The sequence below is a fragment of the Paenibacillus aceris genome (genome assembly GCF_017874035.1).
GTDB classification, from domain to species: Bacteria; Bacillota; Bacilli; order Paenibacillales; family NBRC-103111; genus Paenibacillus_E; species Paenibacillus_E aceris.
In genome coordinates, this window is the sequence record NZ_JAGGKV010000022.1 from 34,131 (window position 1) to 53,776 (window position 19,646).

The 19,646-nt window shown below is 48.0% G+C and carries 17 protein-coding genes; 13 read left to right on the forward strand and 4 right to left on the reverse strand.

The genetic code is table 11. The annotated features are described in order from the left end of the window. Nucleotides 1-100: 100 nt before the first annotated feature. Entirely contained in the window at nucleotides 101-979 is an 879-nt protein-coding gene (locus tag J2Z65_RS27995) for a phytanoyl-CoA dioxygenase family protein (RefSeq protein ID WP_167068598.1), read from the forward strand. A 6-nt stretch (nucleotides 980-985) separates the two neighbouring features. Here the strand turns inward: J2Z65_RS27995 and J2Z65_RS28000 are convergent, their stop codons facing one another. After that, nucleotides 986-1,849, reverse strand: a complete 864-nt coding sequence (locus J2Z65_RS28000; protein WP_167068595.1) for a helix-turn-helix domain-containing protein — start codon at nucleotides 1,847-1,849, stop codon at nucleotides 986-988. Between the two features lie 150 nt (nucleotides 1,850-1,999). Here J2Z65_RS28000 and J2Z65_RS28005 point away from each other — a divergent pair, with 150 nt between their 5' ends. The 3 genes from J2Z65_RS28005 to J2Z65_RS28015 all read left to right on the forward strand — a co-directional run bounded on the left by J2Z65_RS28005 (nucleotide 2,000) and on the right by J2Z65_RS28015 (nucleotide 6,973). After that, complete coding sequence (locus tag J2Z65_RS28005) at nucleotides 2,000-4,597, forward strand: GH116 family glycosyl-hydrolase (protein ID WP_167068592.1); 2,598 nt, start codon at nucleotides 2,000-2,002, stop codon at nucleotides 4,595-4,597. Between the two features lie 229 nt (nucleotides 4,598-4,826). Beyond that, a complete protein-coding gene (locus J2Z65_RS28010) occupies nucleotides 4,827-6,674 on the forward strand; it encodes a PAS domain S-box protein (RefSeq protein ID WP_167068589.1) in 1,848 nt (615 codons plus the stop codon). Between the two features lie 152 nt (nucleotides 6,675-6,826). Next, nucleotides 6,827-6,973 (forward strand): aspartyl-phosphate phosphatase Spo0E family protein, encoded by a 147-nt coding sequence (locus tag J2Z65_RS28015; RefSeq protein WP_167068586.1) that lies wholly within the window; start codon nucleotides 6,827-6,829, stop codon nucleotides 6,971-6,973. A gap of 27 nt (nucleotides 6,974-7,000) precedes the next feature. Here J2Z65_RS28015 and J2Z65_RS28020 read toward each other — a convergent pair whose 3' ends face one another. Beyond that, entirely contained in the window at nucleotides 7,001-7,381 is a 381-nt protein-coding gene (locus tag J2Z65_RS28020) for a hypothetical protein (protein ID WP_167068583.1), read from the reverse strand. 272 nt (nucleotides 7,382-7,653) lie between these two features. On the opposite strand from J2Z65_RS28020, the gene J2Z65_RS28025 reads away from it, so the two are divergent. Together J2Z65_RS28025 and J2Z65_RS28030 are read left to right on the forward strand one after the other, a co-directional pair. After that, nucleotides 7,654-8,655 carry an aldo/keto reductase gene (locus J2Z65_RS28025; protein ID WP_167068581.1) on the forward strand — a complete coding sequence of 334 codons (1,002 nt, stop codon included), beginning with the start codon at nucleotides 7,654-7,656 and terminating at the stop codon, nucleotides 8,653-8,655. A gap of 366 nt (nucleotides 8,656-9,021) precedes the next feature. After that, the gene (locus J2Z65_RS28030; RefSeq protein WP_167068577.1) at nucleotides 9,022-10,329 is read left to right on the forward strand and encodes a polysaccharide lyase family 7 protein; all 1,308 of its coding nucleotides are present in this window, start codon (nucleotides 9,022-9,024) and stop codon (nucleotides 10,327-10,329) included. Nucleotides 10,330-10,347: 18 nt separating this feature from the next. Here J2Z65_RS28030 and J2Z65_RS28035 read toward each other — a convergent pair whose 3' ends face one another. Continuing rightward, nucleotides 10,348-11,232, reverse strand: a complete 885-nt coding sequence (locus tag J2Z65_RS28035; protein ID WP_167068574.1) for a helix-turn-helix domain-containing protein — start codon at nucleotides 11,230-11,232, stop codon at nucleotides 10,348-10,350. Between the two features lie 168 nt (nucleotides 11,233-11,400). On the opposite strand from J2Z65_RS28035, the gene J2Z65_RS28040 reads away from it, so the two are divergent. From J2Z65_RS28040 to fdhA, 3 genes are all read left to right on the forward strand, one after another. Then, on the forward strand, nucleotides 11,401-12,543 hold the full coding sequence (locus tag J2Z65_RS28040; RefSeq protein WP_167068571.1) for a fatty acid desaturase: 1,143 nt from the start codon (nucleotides 11,401-11,403) through the stop codon (nucleotides 12,541-12,543). Next, entirely contained in the window at nucleotides 12,530-12,670 is a 141-nt protein-coding gene (locus tag J2Z65_RS28045) for a Rieske (2Fe-2S) protein (protein WP_167068568.1), read from the forward strand. Before J2Z65_RS28040 ends, J2Z65_RS28045 begins: the two co-directional genes overlap by 14 nt. Nucleotides 12,671-12,906: 236 nt before the next feature. After that, nucleotides 12,907-14,121, forward strand: a complete 1,215-nt coding sequence (gene fdhA / locus J2Z65_RS28050; RefSeq protein ID WP_167068565.1) for a formaldehyde dehydrogenase, glutathione-independent — start codon at nucleotides 12,907-12,909, stop codon at nucleotides 14,119-14,121. Between the two features lie 96 nt (nucleotides 14,122-14,217). On the opposite strand, the gene J2Z65_RS35805 is transcribed toward fdhA, so the two are convergent. Then, nucleotides 14,218-14,352 (reverse strand): hypothetical protein, encoded by a 135-nt coding sequence (locus J2Z65_RS35805; RefSeq protein ID WP_275691092.1) that lies wholly within the window; start codon nucleotides 14,350-14,352, stop codon nucleotides 14,218-14,220. Nucleotides 14,353-14,441: 89 nt separating this feature from the next. On the opposite strand from J2Z65_RS35805, the gene J2Z65_RS28055 reads away from it, so the two are divergent. The 4 genes from J2Z65_RS28055 to iolC all read left to right on the forward strand — a co-directional run bounded on the left by J2Z65_RS28055 (nucleotide 14,442) and on the right by iolC (nucleotide 19,627). After that, entirely contained in the window at nucleotides 14,442-15,359 is a 918-nt protein-coding gene (locus J2Z65_RS28055; RefSeq protein ID WP_167068562.1) for a TolB family protein, read from the forward strand. 457 nt (nucleotides 15,360-15,816) lie between these two features. Continuing rightward, on the forward strand, nucleotides 15,817-17,682 hold the full coding sequence (gene iolD, locus J2Z65_RS28060; protein WP_167068559.1) for a 3D-(3,5/4)-trihydroxycyclohexane-1,2-dione acylhydrolase (decyclizing): 1,866 nt from the start codon (nucleotides 15,817-15,819) through the stop codon (nucleotides 17,680-17,682). Between the two features lie 18 nt (nucleotides 17,683-17,700). Beyond that, the gene (iolE, locus tag J2Z65_RS28065; protein WP_167068556.1) at nucleotides 17,701-18,609 is read left to right on the forward strand and encodes a myo-inosose-2 dehydratase; all 909 of its coding nucleotides are present in this window, start codon (nucleotides 17,701-17,703) and stop codon (nucleotides 18,607-18,609) included. 7 nt (nucleotides 18,610-18,616) lie between these two features. Beyond that, the gene (iolC, locus tag J2Z65_RS28070) at nucleotides 18,617-19,627 is read left to right on the forward strand and encodes a 5-dehydro-2-deoxygluconokinase (RefSeq protein WP_167068553.1); all 1,011 of its coding nucleotides are present in this window, start codon (nucleotides 18,617-18,619) and stop codon (nucleotides 19,625-19,627) included. Nucleotides 19,628-19,646: the final 19 nt, after the last annotated feature.

Genomic DNA, 19,646 nt, shown 5'->3' on the forward strand with positions numbered 1-19,646 from the left:
CGGAAGAATTGATCAATCGTTGAACAAGCGGATAAATACCTTTTTGCTCAAAGATGCTAAATTAATAAGTGTAGATCAACTTCAAGGAGGAATGGAAATCATGAATGTAAGTCAAATCGGCGGAAGTTTGAGCAAAGAGCAAATCGACTTTTATCATTTGGAGGGCTATTTGGTCATTCCTAACCTGCTTCAAGAAGAAGACCTCACACAGGCGATTGAGGCGATGAACAGCAAAGTTTCGGCTATCGCAGATGAGCTTGCGCAAGCAGGACTCATTCATGACAAACTAGAAGATCGGCCTTTTAAATACCGTCTGGCCGAGTTGTTTAAAGATTTAACGGCGGAGCACTTCCTCAAATATGGAAGAAGCTGGAGAGACCGAATTCCCGGTTACTTTCACTTGATGAGCAATCCCAAAATTCTGGATGCGGTAGAGTCCTTAATCGGAGGAGAACTTTTCTCAAATCCGGTGTACAACACGAGACCGAAAATTCCGAAGGTTGCAGCAGGCGCAGTGCCTTGGCACCAGGATAAGTCCTACTGGCCCGATGCCAATTCCAATCCCGTGATCACAGTATGGATTCCGCTTGTTGACGCAAATGAGATTAACGGATGTCTGCATATTAAACCGCGTACTCACCGTAAGCGCTTACTGAAGTGGCACCAAGAATCAGAGACGGGAACAGGGTACACGGCCTTGCACGAAAGCCAGCTTGGGAAGACCAAGACGGTCGTTCTCCCGGTTACGGCAGGGAGTGCGATTCTGTTCAATGACCGTTGTTTGCATATGTCGACGCCGAATTTATCCGACGAGGTTCGCTGGAGTGTTGATCTGCGCTATCAGCCTACTGATCAGGATCCAATGCCGGCTCATGGAGCAGGTTTCTTGGCAAGAAGCTATAAATATCCTGAGCGTGTTGCGACGTTAGAGGATTGGATGGCCAATCGGACGGAGCGTACGGCGGTGTCGGCTGACTAATTCTACTCAGAAAGTGATACTATCCCGGTAAGCGCCGGGCGTGAGACCGACCGAAGCTTTAAACGTCTTCGCAAAATGATGCACATCGGTAAAACCGCAATACTCGCTGATCACTTTAATGGGCTTGCCTTCTTTCAACAGCTCCTGCGCATGTTCGATGCGGAATTTCAGCAAGTATTGGTGGGGCGTCAGGCCAAAATGCTCTTTAAATAACACGGTGAATCGAGATGTAGATAACCCCGCTCTTGAGGCCATATCCTGTACGGAAATAGGCTCTGAGATGTGGAAAGCCAAATAGGAAGTAATCCAGTTTAAGAATGGCTTTGCTTGCGTTGACCCTGTTTGGGACACCATGTATTGCTTAATTAATACGGCTATCCACTCATGTGCCAATTGATGGGCTTCCATCCGGCCGACATAGGATTGCAATTGCCAGCATTCAATGATTTTCAAGACGAGATCCTTCATTTTCTGTGAATGGCTGAACGTTAATTTAAGCGGTATACGGATACCGTCACATTGGTTAAGTGTCGGCTGCATAAGCGCCCGGTAGGTGCTCAAGTCCACCTGCCCTGGGAGGGTAATGAAGCTCGATTTGCGGTTCGGATGATAAAAAAAATCAAGATGGATGTAGGGATTAATCGTATTGGTTAATCCCTTTATTGTGTGGATATCCCCCGGCTGCAGTAACGCCAAATCCCCTTCTTTTAAAATGTGAGAATTTCCGTTCGTGCATATCTCAAATATGCCCTCCTGTACATAAAAAATGATATAGTCCATTAAATTGCGTTCCCCAAGTAAAAAAGGAGGCCGGATGGCATAATCGGCATCCCGTATGAAGGGGACAAGATTGAGGTCTTCGATATTCATAATGCGTCCTCCAAGCGAGAAACATAATCGTTTTTTACAAAGAAATAACGGTCTTTAGACAAAGATTTGTCAGGCCTTTTCCTTTACTATTATGGCATAAGAAAGATCTGCATGTATATCATCGATTATGCCCATAAGAGGAGATTTATCATGAAAAAGCGATATGTTGGCGTGAAAACAAAAGAAATTTCTTTCCCGCTCGGCGGTATTGGCAGCGGAAGCATCGGTTTGTCCGGCAACGGCAGGTTGATTGACTGGGAAATAATGAATCGCCCCAATAAACGGAGCTTTAACGGTTTTAGCCACTTCTCCATTAAAGCCGAGAAGGACGGGGAGCTTGTCGACGCACGGATTTTGAACGGTGATTTGCAATCGCCGTACATCGGGGAGCCTGTTCGAGGCGGCAATCTGCATAGCGGGTATGGATTTGGTCCGGAGAGCCAGACGATGGCGGGGATGCCGCATTTCCAGCACACTGAATTCGCCGGTGAATTCCCTTTAGCCGAAATGACATTTAGGGATCCCGGCTTCCCAGGGCAAATTGAACTGATGGCGTTTAATCCTTTCATTCCATTAAATGATAAGGATTCGAGCTTGCCTGCGGCGTTTTTTGAATGGGAAATTCACAACACAACCGATGCTCTGATTACGTATACGTTGTGTCTGTCCATAAGCAATCCCGTTCCTGGCGAGAAAGGGATTCAGCATCAATATGCAGAGGCTTTAGGCGAGCAAGGACAGAATTTGCACACGCTGTCACTTTCCTCTATACAGTTCGATGCCGAGCATCCGCAATTCGGGGATGTTTGTATCGCAACAGATGCCGATGAAGTCAGCCATCAGAATTACTGGTATCGCGGTGGATGGTGCGATGCGCTGGAAATGTATTGGCGTGACTTCACGAAGCCGGGGAAACTGAAGAACCGGATCTACCAGGTAGAGGCGCTAACGAACCCACGGAATAAAGATACGGCCTCCCTGGCGTCACACTTCAGTCTGCAGCCTGGCGAGAGAAGAAAAGTTAGGTTTGCGATTTGCTGGAACTTCCCCAATATGCACAACTATTGGAATCCGCAAACAGGCGGTGGAAACAGCTGGAAAAACTACTATGCGACATTATTCAAAGATTCTCGCTCAACAGCCGCCTATGCGCTAAGCCATTGGCAGCGCCTTTTGACAGAAACGTTAGCCTTTAAAGAAGCGCTGTTCGCAGCAACGCTGCCCGAAGCTGTGCTGGAGGCTGTTTCTGCGAATCTTTCCGTTTTGAAGACAGCTACAAGCATGCGCTTAACCGACGGCTCTTTCTATGGATTTGAGGGATGTATCGAAGATAGCGGCTGCTGCGAGGGATCTTGTACGCATGTTTGGAACTATGCTTATGCAATGCCGTTTCTTTTTCCGTCGTTGGAGCGGAGCATGCGCCATTTGGATTTCAAATACAATCAAAGAGCAGATGGAAGAATGTCATTTCGGCTCATGCTTCCGGTGGGACGAGAAGCGCAAAATTTCCGCGCGTGCGCAGACGGTCAATTTGGCGGTGTGATTAAAGCTTACCGTGATTGGAAAATATCCGGCAGTACGCAGTGGTTAGCTGCCCAGTGGCCTGCCATCAAGCAATCGATTGAATATGCCTGGGCGCAAAGCAACGAGGATCGGTGGGACCCTGAACAAACTGGCGTGCTGATGGGCAGGCAGCATCATACGTTGGACATGGAGCTGTTTGGCCCTAACTCTTGGCTTGGCGGCTTTTATCTGGCGGCGTTAAAGGCGGGTTCGGAGATGGCTGCTCATTTGGGGGAGTCATCGACGGCAGAGACTTATCTATGCATGTTCCAGAATGGAAAAGCGTGGATAGACAAGCATTTATTTAATGGTTCCTACTATGTCCAGCAGCTTGATTTGTCAGATCAGGCAATGCTTCGTGCATTTGGAGACGAGGAGACGATTCAAAATTACTGGAATGAAGAGGTACAAGAGATCAAATACCAAATTGGCGAAGGCTGTGCCATCGATCAGGTCGTGGCGCAGTGGCATGCTCATTTATGCGGGTTAGGTGAAATCTTTGATCCAAACCAGACACGTCTAACGCTAAAGGCTTTGTATCAGCATAATTTCAAGAAAAGCATGAGAAGCGAGGCGAATACCTGGCGCTTGTACGCACTGAATGATGAGGCTGGACTCGTCATCTGCACATGGCCTGAGGGCACAACCAAGCCGGCTATTCCTCTTACTTATAATTCGGAAACGATGACAGGATTTGAATATCAAGCTGCCTCCCATATGATTCAGGAAGGACTTGTGGAGGAAGGCGTATCCATCGTCCAAGCCATTCGTGACCGCTACGACGGAGAGAAGCGCAATCCGTGGAATGAGATCGAGTGCGGCAGCAACTATGCGCGCTCTATGGCAAGCTATTCCTTACTGCATGCATTTAGCGGCTTTGTGTTTAACATGGCGGAAGGGATGATCGGATTCCATCCTGTCGTCAACGGCGAAGATCATTTCAGAACGATTTGGTCGTTGGATCAGGGATGGGGGATCTTCGAGTTATCGGCGGACCGCATTCTTTTGGAAATCAAAAGCGGTGTGTTAAACCTCAAGCGGCTTAAACTGCCGAAGTCAGAAGTAGAGCGAACTTCAGACATACGTGTATCCGGCGAGAAAGTGAACTTTGAGGTGATAGGCGACGAAATTCATTTTCTAAATGGTTTAGCATTAACTGCGCATCAAGCTGTGATCTTGACCTAAATAAAATTGCTGCACAATGGAAAGGTTTATCGCTTTATCCAAAACCATTTGAAAGATTCTGTCCCCAAAGAAGGAGCGGGCTCCAATTGAGCCGCTCTATTTTTCATTTTATAGATATCCATAAAATGGAATGTGTGTTTTTGCCCTATTTTGGAAAGGAAAATGCGCAGCAGCATAGAATTGTTACTTAAACAACAAGCGTTTATTGATAGGGTGAGGGTAGAACAACATGGATAAAATGATAGAGAGTAAACCAATACCGACAAATTGGAAGCAGCACATGCAGCAAATCAATCAACTATTCGACATATGTTTTCATCATACAAATGCCAGCGTAGCGGTTATCGATCTTCATAATGAAATTTTGCAAGTAAACCGGGCGTATGAGCAAATGTACGGATGGACGAAAGACGAAGTCTTTGGAAAGTGTCTGAAAACAGTACCCTTAAACGAAGTAGACCGAGTAAGAAACATTCATTCGCAAGTGATTGTTCATGATACAGCGCAGAGCTATGAGACGCATAAACTTCGAAAAAATGGCGACTCCTTCAGTGCGAGCATGACCGTTTCCCCGCTAAAGGACAGTGAAGGCCGTATTTTTGCGCTTCTCGAGGTGGCTAAGGATATTTCCGATCGTAAAATGGAGGATGAGAAGCTGAAAGAAAGTGAAGAGCGTTATCGTAATTTGGTAGAGCTATCACCGGAACCTATCATCGTCTATAGTGATTCCATTATTGTTTATGCAAACCAGGCAGCATTTAAGCTTGTGGGAGCCGAAAATGAAAATCAGCTGCTAGGGAAGCTTGCCATAGAGTTTATTCATGCGGATGAGAGAAATGAGCTTGGGGCGCAGATCGAGTATCTTCTCAAAGAGAAAAAGCCCACTGACATTATTGAAAAGAAATTATTGCGAATTAACAATGAAGTGATCAATGTCGAAATCAGAGCGGTTCCGATTGAATATTTCGGCAAACCATCGATCCAATTACTGTGCAGAGATATTACGCACAAAAAGGTGATGGAAAGCATTGTACGCGAACGGGATGAAGAGTACAGACGCATGTTAAAGCTGCTCCCGGAGCCGATCATTGTCCATCAGGAAAGTATCATTTGCTATATTAACGATATCGGTTTGAGGCTGCTCGGAGCACAAGCCCCAAGCGAAATTATAGGTAGAAACATGTTTGAATTCGTGCACCCCGATTTCCATGAGCAGGTTAAAGCGAGAGTAAAGTCTGTTGCATTAGTGGATAATTATATTCCATTTATTGAACTGAAACTATTAGGATTGCATGGAGATCCCATCGCCATTGAGGCCTCATCTGTCGTTCTCCATAACTATTTGGAAAGACCTGTCATTCAAACGGTACTAAGAGATATTACAGAGCGCAAGACAGCGGAAGAGATGCTGCGGCATTCGGAAAAACTTTCGGTTGTCGGTCAATTAGCGGCAGGTATCGCTCATGAGATTCGGAATCCGCTAACCTCTCTTGTTGGGTTTTTGCAGCTTATCAAAAGCGCACCTCCCCAAAAGATTCTCGAGTACACAGACATTATGCTGGTTGAATTAAATCGAATCAACAATATCGTGAACGAATTTATGCTAATTTCGAAGCCGCAAAGCAGTAAATTTGAAAATAAAAATATTTGCAGCATTATCAGTAACGTAGTTTCCTTGCTCCAGCCCCAAGCGCTTCTGCACAACGTAGAGATTCAGTTCGAAAGCAGCAAGGATTTTGAATACATGGTCAGAAGCGATGAGGGGCAGCTGAAACAGGTCTTTATTAATTTGCTAAAAAATTCCCTTGAAGCTATGCCGTCAGGCGGGAATATTGATATTGTTCTTCAACATGCAGATAAGAGAAGAATGTCGATTAAACTCAATGACAACGGGGTCGGAATTGCTGAAGAACTCTTACCTAGACTAGGTGACCCTTTTTTCACGACCAAAGAAGAAGGGACTGGACTCGGACTCATGGTTTGCTATCGAATTATTGAAGCGCATCAAGGGAATATGCGGATACAAAGTAAGGTAGGAGTAGGGACTGCGATTGAGATCGAACTCCCTTTTATCTAATAAAATCAATGGTTTCAACATCATTTTCGTAATGAAATAAATTTTCACAATTTCTTCAAAGCATGTCGACAAACTTTTACAAACTTCTGCGGCATCATGATTTATAATGAAATAACTAACGATACTGAACAGAATTGGTGTGAATTGCGGAGATGGAATTATTACTACAGAAAATTGAAGCATTACGCATGAAAATGATTGAAGAAGCCGAACGACACGGCTGCTTTACCCATGAAAAGGTCGTTGCGATTAGCCAGCAATTGGATGAATATATTACCCGTTATCACGTGCTGAAATGAAAAGCCGGAGGATTGCATCCCCCGACCTTAGGTGATTTTGATTAAATTGCTTTGAAGCACGGTGTCCCCGACCTGTGGTGTGAACGGGGCATTAGTAACACCAAATACATTCGTTACAAGAGTACGGCAATCTCGCTGGGTGATGCGAACCTCATACTTGAATTTCACTTGCGACACATCGGCATATAAAAAGACAGACTTATTTGGCCCGACAGTCACGTTACATGTTCTCGTACCGCAAGGAGTGACCTTTAAAGGGACTGGCGATCCACTAGACCAGTCAAAGATTTGTACCGTAAGCTTGCGGCTAACGAACTTATGAAGATTGACAACATCGACTAAGGCAAATTTCGTTTTCTTTGGTCTTCGCAATATACCGGTAGTAAATGTGACGCGCTTTGAATTCATGACAGCACGCTCCTTTCTGACGTAATACAGTAGATTCAAAAGTTGTGAGATTGCTTGTATTTTTGTACAGGGCATATTGACGATTATTCATCATAGTGCTAACATGTAATTAATCCGAGTTATGAACTCGGTTTTTACCTACCGTACCAACGGAGGCATTCCATTCATGGATTGTCTCTTTTTTCGTAGTACAACCTTCTAAGCGTTAACAGAGGCAGTTGCGAATAAGTTGAATTGAAGCAGTTTAACTAATAGCACAGGGAGATGAAGGTATGAGTATTGGACAAAGACGGTTGGGAAGATCGGGATTACAGGTATCGGAGGTTAGCCTTGGCACGATGGCTTTCGGCAGATGGATCGGAGAGAAGGAATCTGCTGAAGTGCTGGATGCGGCGCTTGATGCAGGGATTACGCTGATCGATACAGCGGATGTTTATGGTTCCGGGATGGACAAAAATAATCCGCTTGAAACCGGCGAGTCCGAGACCATTCTAGGCAATTTGCTTGGCGCTCGCCGCCATCAAATCGTTCTTGCGACAAAAGTGCATGGTCGTGTCGGACTTGGCCCTAACGATGCCGGACAGAGCCGGTATCATATATACCGTGCCGTGGAAAATAGTCTGAAGAGGTTGAAAACCGACTATATTGACTTGTACCAGGTACATAGATTCGACGAGCAAACGCCGCTGGAAGAAACGCTGCGCGCCCTGGATGATCTTGTTCGTCAAGGGAAGGTGCGTTATATCGGAGCTTCGAACTATGCGGCATGGCAAATCGCCAAAGCGCATGGCATATCCGCGCTGCAGCGGCTTGAACGCTTCGAGAGCGTCCAGCCGGAATACAGCCTGATCGCACGCGGAATTGAGCATGAGCTGCTGCCGTTTGCTATCTCCGAGGGCGTAGGTGTTATTGTTTATAGTCCATTGGGGCGCGGGCTTTTGACAGGGAAGTACGCCTACGGGCAGCAGCCGCCAGCCGGGACGCGCGGGGCCGCAAACGAGAAGCGGCTGCAAACGCTGCTCGAACAGGAGCGTCACTTCCACATTGTGGAGCAGCTGAAGCCTATCGCAGCACGCAGGGGCTGGACGCTGGCTCAGCTAGCGCTGAGCTGGGTTCTTAGCGTCCAAGGTATCACATCGGCGATTCTGGGCGCCTCCAAACCGCATCACATTACAGATGTGTGGCAAACGGTTTCTGAGAAGCTTACGCCAGAAGAGCTGAAAGAAATTGATGAAGTGACGCGCAGTACGCAGGCAAACTTGGTTCGGAATTAAGCTGTATGTTCAGAGGCTGCTCCTTGAAGGTAATCTTCTAAGGGGGCAGCCTTTTTAGTAGCCCAATTGCTGGGGGGATTTGGGGCACAGCCGCTTTTTCGTATCCGCGCATTTCGAGCGCTCTCGATCTCTAGGATTAACACAAGTGTATCTAAAAAAAACGCAACAGAAACAGGAAAAAATTAACTATAATGAACAATGTAAAGCGCTTACACGGAACTAAACGTTATATTTCAAACATGAAAGGAGGCCGCTATCCTAATTACACGATTTGATTTGTTCACTTGAAGCATGCCTGAATATCCGTAATAACAGTAATGCGTACAGACACAAACAAAATACTTATCAATGACTAGGAGGATTATTATGCGAAAAGATGTGTTAAAGCCTATCCATTACTTAGTTATGCTTTCCTTGCTATTGTCGACTGCCTTAATATTTAGCGGTGTTACATCGGTAATCGCAGCGTCCATCGCGATCACTAATCCTAGCTTCGAAAGCAATGCAACGGGATGGACGAAAGTTGGCTCCGTTTCCATCTCATCCAGCGATTCGCATAGCGGCAGTTATTCGGCCAAATCTTCCGCTTCCGGCGGCGAATTTCAGCAAACGATCTCCGGTCTGACAGCAAATACGAGCTATACGCTGAAAGCGTGGATAAAAGGGCAAGGCGTCATTGGCGCTAATAACTACGGCGGCAGCGAAGTTACGGCAGGCGGCAATGCAGCAGCCTGGACACAATTTACCGTCAACTTTACGACAGGCTCATCTAATACCAGCGCATTGATTTTTGCTAGGGGCACGACCTCTTCCGATGTACGCTTTGATGATTTTACGCTTGACAGCGGCACAAGCTCGACGCCAACACCGACCTCTACAGCGACACCAACGCCTACCGCAACACCAACATCCACGCCAACTCCTACACCAACGCCGCCTACAGCGCCAACACTTCCTTCCGAAGTTCTTTATTTAAAAAACTGGAAGATCACCTTACCGATTCCGAAACAATCCGGTTCCACTAGTCCCCTCGAAGTGTTACAGCCTGCGCTAAATACGTATTCGATCGATCCTTGGTTCAAAGTTGTGCATGATGCTGATGGTTATGCCGTTCAATTTCGTGCCAACCATGGCGCCGTGTCAACGTCCGGGTCCAGCAATCCAAGAAGCGAGCTTCGTGAGATGAAGGATAATTATACGAATGGGGACTCCAGCAGCCAGATGTCATGGGGCAGTAATGATGGGAAAACCCATACGATGTACATCAAGCAAAAGGTGACTCACTTGACTTCGGTTAAACCTCACACCGTCGTCGGCCAAATCCATGATGCCAACGATGACGTTACCGTGTTCCGCGTTGAAGGCAATAATCCTGGCGGTGTTTCCACAACGGCCAAAATTTACATCACTGACGGGAACAATACCCATGGCTATTTGCTTGACAGCAACTATACGCTGGGAACGTTGTTTACGGTAAAAATCATTGTAGCGAACGGAGTCATTTCCTATGAGTACAATGGTCAAACGGTGCCGTACACCCAAACCAAAAACGTAACAGGATGCTTCTTCAAAATTGGGAACTATACGCAATCCAATGATTCGACTGCACCGGGAGAGAGCCCGGATGCCTACGCCGAGAACTGGGTGTATGATTACTCGGTCACGCATCAATAAACTGCTTCGCCTTCACTGCTATTTGTCCGGCGTATCCTTAAAAAGCGTGGCGCAAAATTGACTCAGACTCATCCCTGTCTTGCGCTTGAAAATTTTACCGAAGGCATGGATATTCGTATAGCCGACCTGATTGGCAATTTCGCCAAAGGATTGGCCGGATTGCAGCGCCAGTTCCTTGGCTTTTTCGAGTCGGATCCAAACCAGATATTGTACAGGCGACATGCCAAATGCGGTGCGAAACTGTGTAATCATGTAGTTGCGGCTCCATCCGGTGAGCTTCTCAAGATCTTGGTGGGTAAAACCATCCTGCAAGCGGTTGGAGATATAGTTGCGTATAAGAATGAGCTTTGCTTTGTTAGCAACTTCTTTCTTCGAGGAGCTGACGGCAAGCTCTTTTTTTCGTTTGGACATCTGGAGCAAAATTTGCGTTAGCAAACTTTGACACTGAAAATGGTCAATCACTTCCGGCATCCGGTAATGATGAACAAGCTCCGTCAACTTCTGTTCGATAGTGTGATTTTGGTAATTTCCCATATAATGCGACGCGCTTTCATTCGAAACCTGTACGACTTGTTGGACAGGGAAACCGGAATCGCCAAAATGGAAAACAACCGATAAACAGACATAGGGCTCGTTCGGCCGTGTCGTGATGTAGTGAGGCTCATTCGGTCTGTGAAACATTAAATCGCCGCGCTTCGTGACATAATCGTGTCCATTAATGTGATAGTCTGCGATTCCTTCGACAACATACTGCAGTTGATACTGCTTAAGCGAACGAGGCAACAGCCTCCAACCGTTAGGGGCATGAAACATATGGGCGAGCGTAATATAAGGAGGAAAATAGTACTGTTTCAGCTGCTCGAGCGTTTCGCTAGGTTCCATAAAATAAAGCTTATTTGTCATAACGCGCCTCCGCATGATCCGTCCAATTGCTTATTTCCATTATACAAATTTCTGGGAATCTGACATAGTGTGATATTGGTTACTATATTGTTACTTTGGGATAAATACTTCTTGGGAAATGGTCTGTACAATGAGAGCATAATCAGCGGGAAGAAGGAGGGTTCAGCTGTGTCCTCAACTAACCATAAAAGGGATTACAGCCTTACGGGTAAGGAGAATCAGCGGGCGCAGGAAAGGGGACTCGTGACTACAGAATGGTATACGTCTCCGATTCCCCGCCAGAGAATGAAGGAGCTTATGAAGCGCAAAGACGGGCCTGCGATACGCGACACGGTCATTTTGTTTGTGCTGCTCATCGCTACCGGCATTCTCGCGTTTTACTCCTGGGGAACTTGGTGGGCTATTCCGGCATTTTTCATCTATGGCACACTGTATGCGGCTCCGGGAGATTCACGTTGGCATGAATGCGGGCACGGGACGGCTTTTAAAACCCCTTGGATGAATGAGGTGCTGTATCAGATTGCTTCTTTCATGGTGCTGCGGTCCGCAACGCCTTGGCGATGGAGTCATACCCGCCACCATAGCGATACGTACATTGTCGGCCGTGATCCTGAAATTTTGACGGAAAGACCGCCGATCTGGCGAATTCTTATTATGGAAATTTTTCATTTGTACGGCGGACCGAAGGAGATCAAACGGTTTTTCCTGCATTGCTCAGGTAAAGTAGATGCAACGGAAAATGAGTATATCCCAGTGTCTGAGCGTCCCAAAGTGTACCTTGAAGCACGGATTTATTTGTTGATTCTTGCCTCTGTCATCGCGCTATCGATTATTCAAATGAGTCTTCTGCCCCTAATGTTTATTGGACTGCCGACCTTTTACGGCACATTGTTGATGTTGTTGTTTGGGTTGTCGCAGCATTTGGGATTGCATGAGGATGTGTTGGATCATCGTTTGAATACACGTACGATGTACCTGAATCCGGTGTTTAGATTTCTTTACTGGAATATGAATTATCATGTTGAACATCATATGTTTCCTATGGTTCCCTATCATGCTCTGCCTGCTCTGCATAAAGAGATGCAGGGAGATTGTCCGAAGCCATGCACTTCTCTGGGGGCTGCACTGAAAGAAGTGATGATTGCACTTATCAAACAGGGCAAAGATCCGGCCTACACGATTGTTAAGCCGCTGCCTAGTACAGCGCGTCCTTACTATTTCGGCCCAGCCAAGGCACCTGATGCGAGTGAAGAGAGAAGCACGAAGACCAACACAACGATGACCGGAGGAATGACACATGGCGCTCAATGAATGGATTGAAGCCTGCGAAGCGAATGAAATTGAACGGGAGGATGTCATCCGGATCGACTATAAAGACCGCACCATTGCCATTTATCGTACAGATACAAATGAGTACTATGCGACGGATGGTTTTTAGTGTTCATTCATCTCTAAAGGGTTTCGCAGGAATACTTAGTGTGATTCTGGTTACAACATTGTTACTTTAAGCTGAATACTTCGTCGTGCTTGTCTCATATAATGGAGAGAGATGTAAGTAACTATTGGCATACATAAACTCAATTTATTGAAAACGCTTCCCCTAGACTCGATGATGATTGTTTCGCGGATGTTCGATCGACGTAAGTGACATTTCAAATTGGGAGGAATACGAAAATGGCAGGAAATAGAGCGGTCGTATATAACAAACCAGGGAGCGTAGAAATCCGGGATACCGATTATCCGGATCTCATTTTACGTGATGGTCCGGGCGTTAACCCGTTAAACGTAGGACGCAAATGCGAGCATGGCGTCATTCTAAAAGTCGTTACGACGAATATTTGCGGCAGCGACCAGCACATGGTCAGGGGAAGAACGACGGCGCCGTCCGGCCTTATTTTGGGACATGAAATCACTGGAGAAGTCATTGAGGTTGGTCGCGACGTGGAATTTATCCAAAAAGGAGATTTCGTTTCCGTACCGTTCAATATTGCCTGCGGACGCTGCCGCAACTGCAAAGAGCGCCATACGAATGTATGTCTGAATGTGAACCCGGATCGGCCCGGGTCTGCCTATGGGTATGTCGATATGGGCGGCTGGGTAGGCGGTCAGTCCGAGTACGTCATGGTGCCTTATGCCGATTTTCAACTACTGAAGTTTCCGGACAAAGCACAAGCTATGGAAAAAATCCTGGATTTAACGATGCTATCCGATATTTTTCCGACAGGCTACCATGGTGCAGTTAGCGCCGGTGTTCGTCCTGGGTCGACCGTATACGTTGCCGGTGCAGGTCCCGTCGGTCTTGCCGCAGCGCATTCCGCTCAGTTATTGGGCGCAGCGGTCGTTATTGTGGGAGACTTGAACGCGGAACGGTTGGCTCAAGCGAAAAGCTTTGGTTGCGAGACCGTCAATTTGCGTGAGCATGCCAATTTGGCGGAGCAGATCGAGCAGATTTTGGGCACTCCGGAAGTGGATTGCGCTATTGACTGCGTAGGCTTCGAGGCTCATGGGCATGGGAAGGCCCACGGCGAAGCTCCGGCGACCGTGCTTAACTCCATCATGGAAGTTACCCGCGCTGGTGGAAGACTGGGGATTCCGGGGCTGTATGTTACAGGCGATCCGGGTGCAGTGGACGATGATTCCAAAATCGGCACGCTGAAAATCCGTTTTGGACTGGGCTGGGCCAAGTCCCATACATTCGTCACCGGCCAAACGCCGGTCATGAAATACCATCGCGACCTGATGATGGCGATTCTCAGTGGCAGAGCGCAAATCGCAAAAGCCGTGAACGCGACGAAAATCTCCTTAGAGGAAGCGCCTAACGCTTACCAGGAGTTTGATCGCGGAGTTTCGCGGAAATTCGTGATTGATCCGCATGGGCTTGTGAAATAGGGGGGCGACATAGACATTCTCGGTCGTAGGACTGAGGGTGTCTTTTTTGTTGGGATGGTGGTGGGAGCGGCAATAAGCTGGTGGAGGAACGCTGTTTCACAGCGCTAACGAAAGCAAAACGAGCAGACTCACCACGTTAGCGTCGCAAAACAAACTTAACGCTCCGTGTGCTACTCCACGGTGTGCTGCCCCGCTCCCCAAAGCACGGCTGCATCCAGCGCCGACTTTCACGAAACATCCCATCCATGCAGGTTTCCGCACGCAAAACATCGAAGTATTCAACTCATGTAATGGCATCCTATTGGACACGGAGGTAAGTAATGAATACATTAAAAGCACCGCTGACGAATAAAGGCCGCAACGTGAAAAGTATTCTGGAGACCGTCGATATCCAAACGGGCGAGCGAACACAGCTGGCCGTTTTCGATTTCCTGATTGAAGCGCCGAATTGGACGAGTGATGGCAAGCGGCTCATCTACAATAGCCTGGGTCGTCTTTATTCGTTTGATCTCGCCAATCGAGAAAGTACGCTTATCGACTCGGGCTTCGCCGATCACTGTAACAACGACCATGTACTGTCGCCTGACAATACACAAATGGCAGTAAGCCACCATACGCAGGAAGACGGCCAATCCCGTATCTATATCGTTCCGTTGGAGGGAAGACAGCCCATCCATCCAATTCTCATTACTCCACTGGCGCCGAGTTACCTGCATGGCTGGTCGCCTGACGGCAGCGAACTTGCCTACTGCGCTGAACGGAACGGTCAATATGACATCTACACGATCCCCGTTACGGGAGGCGTTGAAACACAATTAACGGATAGTCTAGGTCTCAATGACGGACCTGAATATTCGCCTGATGGCAAGCACATCTGGTTCAATTCCGTACGTTCGGGTCTTATGCAGGTATGGCGCATGAACTCAGACGGCAGCGAGCAGACGCAGATGACTTTTGAGGAAAGCAATAACTGGTTCCCTCATCTGTCTCCCAATGGTGAGTTTGTCGCCTATATCGCATATAAAAAAGGTGATGTCGACCCCGGCGACCATCCCCCGAATAAGCATGTGGAAATACGGCTGATGCCAAGCGGTGGCGGTGACTCTCGGACTTTGGTGAAGTTGTTCGGCGGTCAAGGTACCATTAACGTGAACTCGTGGTCTCCCGACAGCAGCAAGCTGGCGTTTGTTAGCTACGAATTGGAATTGAACTCGCTATCTACAAAGAGAGATAAATAGGGGAAATGCCATGCGTCAGAAGCAGCGTGACTATCCAGTTGAGCTGCCTCTGACTGCCATTGGCATCCGTGCCCATTTTCAAATCGATAAGCCGGCCTATCCAGCCGCAGCTGATCGCTAAGACTGAAAGAAGAGTAACGTTCCTGATCCGTCCGGCATTTTTTATCCCCGTCATCCGTTCACCACGTGTACGATAGAAAGCTTATCCCTTCAATCTTCAAAATCAGCGAATGAAAGCCTAACAAAGTTGAATATATATGTAAAAAAACTACTTTCCGCATCCCACCGAAAAGACTTCATTTTCAAGAAAAAATGGTTCAGGAAAAAAAATGTTGTAGCATTTGAAAACCTGTAGTAATATCAAATTAAGCGCTTAACCCATTTGGTGATTAAGTGCTTAAAACAGGAGAGATTAAGCGCTTAATCCCAAGGGATAGCAAAGGAGATCGAGATACCCATGAGCACAATCCGCTTAACGATGGCACAGGCCTTGCTTCGATTCTTAGACAGCCAATACATATCGGTTGACGGAACTGAACGAAAGTTTGTTGAAGGTGTTTTCGGTATATTTGGACATGGCAACGTGACGGGAATTGGTGAAGCGCTGGAACGAAGCGCGGGAAGCCTCACTTATAAGCAAGGCAAAAATGAGCAAGGAATGGTGCATTCTGCAATCGCTTTCGCCAAACAGCGGAACAGGCAGCAAATTTATGCCTGCACCAGCTCGATTGGCCCGGGTGCACTGAATATGGTCACAGCCGCAGCAACGGCGACTGTCAATCGCATTCCGGTGCTGCTGCTGCCGGGAGATAATTTTGCATCCAGACAGCCAGATCCTGTACTGCAGCAATTGGAATCCGTTCAGGATTACACGATTTCGGCTACCGATGCTTTTAAAACGGTGAGCAAGTACTGGGACCGGATCGTCAGGCCGGAGCAGCTGATGACAGCTGCCGTACAGGCCATTCGGGTGCTGACGGATCCGGCGGAAACCGGAGCTGTCACCTTAGCCTTGCCGCAAGATGTGCAGGCAGAGGCGTATGACTATCCGTTAGCTTTCTTTGAGAAGAAAGTTCATTATATTGACCGTCGTCCGGCCGCAGAAGGTGCGGTCAAACGAGCAGCGGAGCTGCTGAAGGGCAAGCGCAAGCCGCTCATCATCGCCGGCGGCGGCGTGCTGTACGCTTCCGCCTCGCAAGAGCTTGCGGCGTTTGCCGAAGCTTTCGGCATTCCTGTGGCGGAGACGCAAGCCGGCAAGAGCGCCTTGCCTTGGAACCATCCGCTGCAGGTCGGCGCCATCGGCGTAACCGGGTCGCTGGCGGCCAACCGGCTTGCGCAAGGTGCGGACGTCATTATCGGCGTAGGTACGCGATACTCAGATTTTACGACGGCGTCGAAGTCGGCTTTTGCCCACCCTGACGTTCAGTTTGTGAACATAAATGTCAGTGGGTTTGATTCTTCGAAGCTAAATGGCATTGGAATTACCGCAGATGCAAGGGAAGGACTTATCGCCTTGCAGGAAGCGCTTACGCAAGCAGCCTATAGAACCAGCTACGAAAACGGGGAAATCACAGAACTCAAGCAGGAATGGGATGCTGAAGTGGACCGCTTATACGCAGCTCAGCATGAAGATGGGCTTGCGCAAACACGGGCGCTGGGGGTAATCAACGAAGGGATCGACCCTTCCTCCGTCATTGTGTGCGCAGCGGGCAGTCTGCCGGGCGATTTGCATCGTTTATGGCGGTCGGTAGAACCCAAAACCTACCACATGGAGTACGGTTTCTCTTGCATGGGATATGAAATCGCAGGAGCATTCGGCGCTGCACTGGCAGAACCGGAACGTGATGTCTATGCCCTCGTAGGCGATGGCAGTTACCTGATGATGCATTCGGAGATGGTAACAAGCCTCCAAGAGGGACGCAAAATTACCGTTCTGATGTTTGACAACCATGGTTTCCAATGCATCCATAACCTTCAAAGAAGCCAAGGCAGTGACGGCTTCGGTAATGAATTCCGTTACCGCTCACAAGCTACTGGCGGCTTAACTGGGGAGTACATGAGCATAGACTTTGCCGCCCATGCCCGCAGCCTCGGGGCTAAGGCATATAAAGTAAGTACGGCTGAGGAGCTAAAGCTGGCGCTGCAGCAAGCCAAACAGGAGAGTGTGACAACACTCATCGAGATTAAAGTTGTTCCCGGCACGAATACGGATGGGTATGAGTCCTGGTGGAATGTGGGCGTACCGGAAGTATCCGTTTCAAGCAAGGTTGTGAAGGCGCACGAAAACATGAAGGCCCGCATTGAGGCGGTCACCATTATTTAGCGAGAGGGGAAACCAAGAATGGGAAAGCTGCCTTTTAAACTTGGCATTCATCCGATTAACTGGGTCGGCGAGGATGTCAGAGAACACGGTGCTGACACCACATTTGAGCAAATTGTTGATGAGATTCAGGCTTTAGGGTTAACCGGCACAGAGATGGGACGCAAATACCCGAAGGATCCGACCGTTCTGAAGGCAGAGCTTGCGAAGCGCGGCATTGGGTTGGTATCACAGTGGAAATCGGTACTGTTCTCTGACCCGGCCTATCGGGAGGAGGAACTCCAGGCGTATCGCAAGCATGTAGAGTTCCTTCACGAAATGGGAAGCACCGTCATTTCGACGTGCGAAGTCGGAGGCTCGCTGCATTTTGATCCCCGCCGAACGCCAAACGAGAAAGAAGTGCTGCGGTTTGATGACGCAGCGTGGCGCTCGCTGGCTGAAGGTCTGAACTCCGCAGGAGCCATCGCACAGGAATACGGTCTCAAACTGACATATCATCATCACGGCGGGACGGCTGTGGAGCAGCCGGAAGAAATCGACCGCTTAATGGAGCTGACTGACCCTAATCTTGTATATCTGCTGTTTGACACCGGTCACGCCTATTACGGCGGTGCGGATCCGCTTACGGTTTTGCGTAAGCATTACGAACGTATCGCATATATTCATTTGAAGGATATCCGCCAAGAAGTACTCGATCAAGCTCGTGCAGCGAACGCAGATTTCGTTACCTGCATCCGGCAAGGCGTGTTCACGGTTCCGGGCGACGGCTGCTTGGATTTCGCTCCGATTTTTAAAGAGCTGCTGGATCGCGGTTATAACGGGTGGGCAATGCTCGAAGGCGAGCAGGACCCCGCTGAACATCCGGCTTACGAGTACGCGAAGAAATCGCTTGATTTTATCCAAACGCTCATATCCCAAGAAAGCAGGTAGAGAAGCCATGACTTATGTATCCTTTCCAACGAATAAGGCGCTTGATTTTGTAGCTATCGGACGTTTATGCATCGATTTGAACGCGAACGAAATTCATCGGCCGATGGAAGAAACGATGACTTTCACCAAATATGTTGGCGGATCGCCTGCGAACATCACGATTGGTATGTCGCGATTGGGCCTTAGATCAGCTTTTATCGGAAAGGTCGCTAACGACCAGATGGGCCGTTTTATTACGGATTATTTACAGCGTAACAAGATCGAAACCACAGGTGTTGTAACGGATACAACCGGAGCCGTGACGGGACTTGCTTTTACAGAAATTAAAAGTCCTACCGATTGCAGCATTCTGATGTACCGTGACAACGCCGCTGACCTCAAACTGACGCCAAACGAGGTTCAAGAAGAGCTCATCGCACAGGCTAAGGTACTGCTCATTTCCGGGACGGCGCTTGCCAAAAGCCCATCGCGCGAAGCCGTGTTCCAAGCACTGAATTATGCCAAAAAGCATGGCGCAGTCATCGTCTTCGATCTGGATTACCGCCCTTATACATGGACATCGCCCGAAGAGACGGCCGTTTATTACAATCTTGCCGCTGAAAAATGCGATATCATCCTCGGAACACGAGAAGAATTCGATATGATGGAGTGCTTCGAAAATAACGAGTCTTCCAATGACAAAGTGACGGCTTCCAAATGGTTTAATCATTCCGCTAAAATCGTCATCATCAAGCATGGGAAAGAAGGCTCCATCGCATATACACAGGATGATGAAGGGCACCGGGCGAAAAGCTTCCCGGCCAAAGTCGTCAAAACATTTGGTGCAGGGGATTCCTATGCCGCAGGCTTCCTGTATGGCGTTATGCAAGGCTGGACGCTTGAGAAGAGTATGGAATTCGGAAGCGCAGCCGCATGTATCGTCATTTCCAGCCATAGCTGCTCGGACGCAATGCCTACTGTTAACCAAGTAGAAGACTATATTGAGCGCTGCAACCGCAATGAAATTACAGCGTCATAAACGATAAATCAGAAACCAG

What these genes read in the sequence shown, in the direction of transcription:
- J2Z65_RS27995 (WP_167068598.1), top strand. Translation starts at nt 101, where the DNA reads ATGAATGTAAGTCAAATCGGCGGAAGTTTGAGCAAAGAGCAAATCGAC.
- J2Z65_RS28000 (WP_167068595.1), bottom strand. Translation starts at nt 1,849, where the DNA reads ATGAATATCGAAGACCTCAATCTTGTCCCCTTCATACGGGATGCCGAT.
- J2Z65_RS28005 (WP_167068592.1), top strand. Translation starts at nt 2,000, where the DNA reads ATGAAAAAGCGATATGTTGGCGTGAAAACAAAAGAAATTTCTTTCCCG.
- J2Z65_RS28010 (WP_167068589.1), top strand. Translation starts at nt 4,827, where the DNA reads ATGGATAAAATGATAGAGAGTAAACCAATACCGACAAATTGGAAGCAG.
- J2Z65_RS28015 (WP_167068586.1), top strand. Translation starts at nt 6,827, where the DNA reads ATGGAATTATTACTACAGAAAATTGAAGCATTACGCATGAAAATGATT.
- J2Z65_RS28020 (WP_167068583.1), bottom strand. Translation starts at nt 7,381, where the DNA reads ATGAATTCAAAGCGCGTCACATTTACTACCGGTATATTGCGAAGACCA.
- J2Z65_RS28025 (WP_167068581.1), top strand. Translation starts at nt 7,654, where the DNA reads ATGAGTATTGGACAAAGACGGTTGGGAAGATCGGGATTACAGGTATCG.
- J2Z65_RS28030 (WP_167068577.1), top strand. Translation starts at nt 9,022, where the DNA reads ATGCGAAAAGATGTGTTAAAGCCTATCCATTACTTAGTTATGCTTTCC.
- J2Z65_RS28035 (WP_167068574.1), bottom strand. Translation starts at nt 11,232, where the DNA reads ATGACAAATAAGCTTTATTTTATGGAACCTAGCGAAACGCTCGAGCAG.
- J2Z65_RS28045 (WP_167068568.1), top strand. Translation starts at nt 12,530, where the DNA reads ATGGCGCTCAATGAATGGATTGAAGCCTGCGAAGCGAATGAAATTGAA.
- fdhA (WP_167068565.1), top strand. Translation starts at nt 12,907, where the DNA reads ATGGCAGGAAATAGAGCGGTCGTATATAACAAACCAGGGAGCGTAGAA.
- J2Z65_RS28055 (WP_167068562.1), top strand. Translation starts at nt 14,442, where the DNA reads ATGAATACATTAAAAGCACCGCTGACGAATAAAGGCCGCAACGTGAAA.
- iolD (WP_167068559.1), top strand. Translation starts at nt 15,817, where the DNA reads ATGAGCACAATCCGCTTAACGATGGCACAGGCCTTGCTTCGATTCTTA.
- iolE (WP_167068556.1), top strand. Translation starts at nt 17,701, where the DNA reads ATGGGAAAGCTGCCTTTTAAACTTGGCATTCATCCGATTAACTGGGTC.
- iolC (WP_167068553.1), top strand. Translation starts at nt 18,617, where the DNA reads ATGACTTATGTATCCTTTCCAACGAATAAGGCGCTTGATTTTGTAGCT.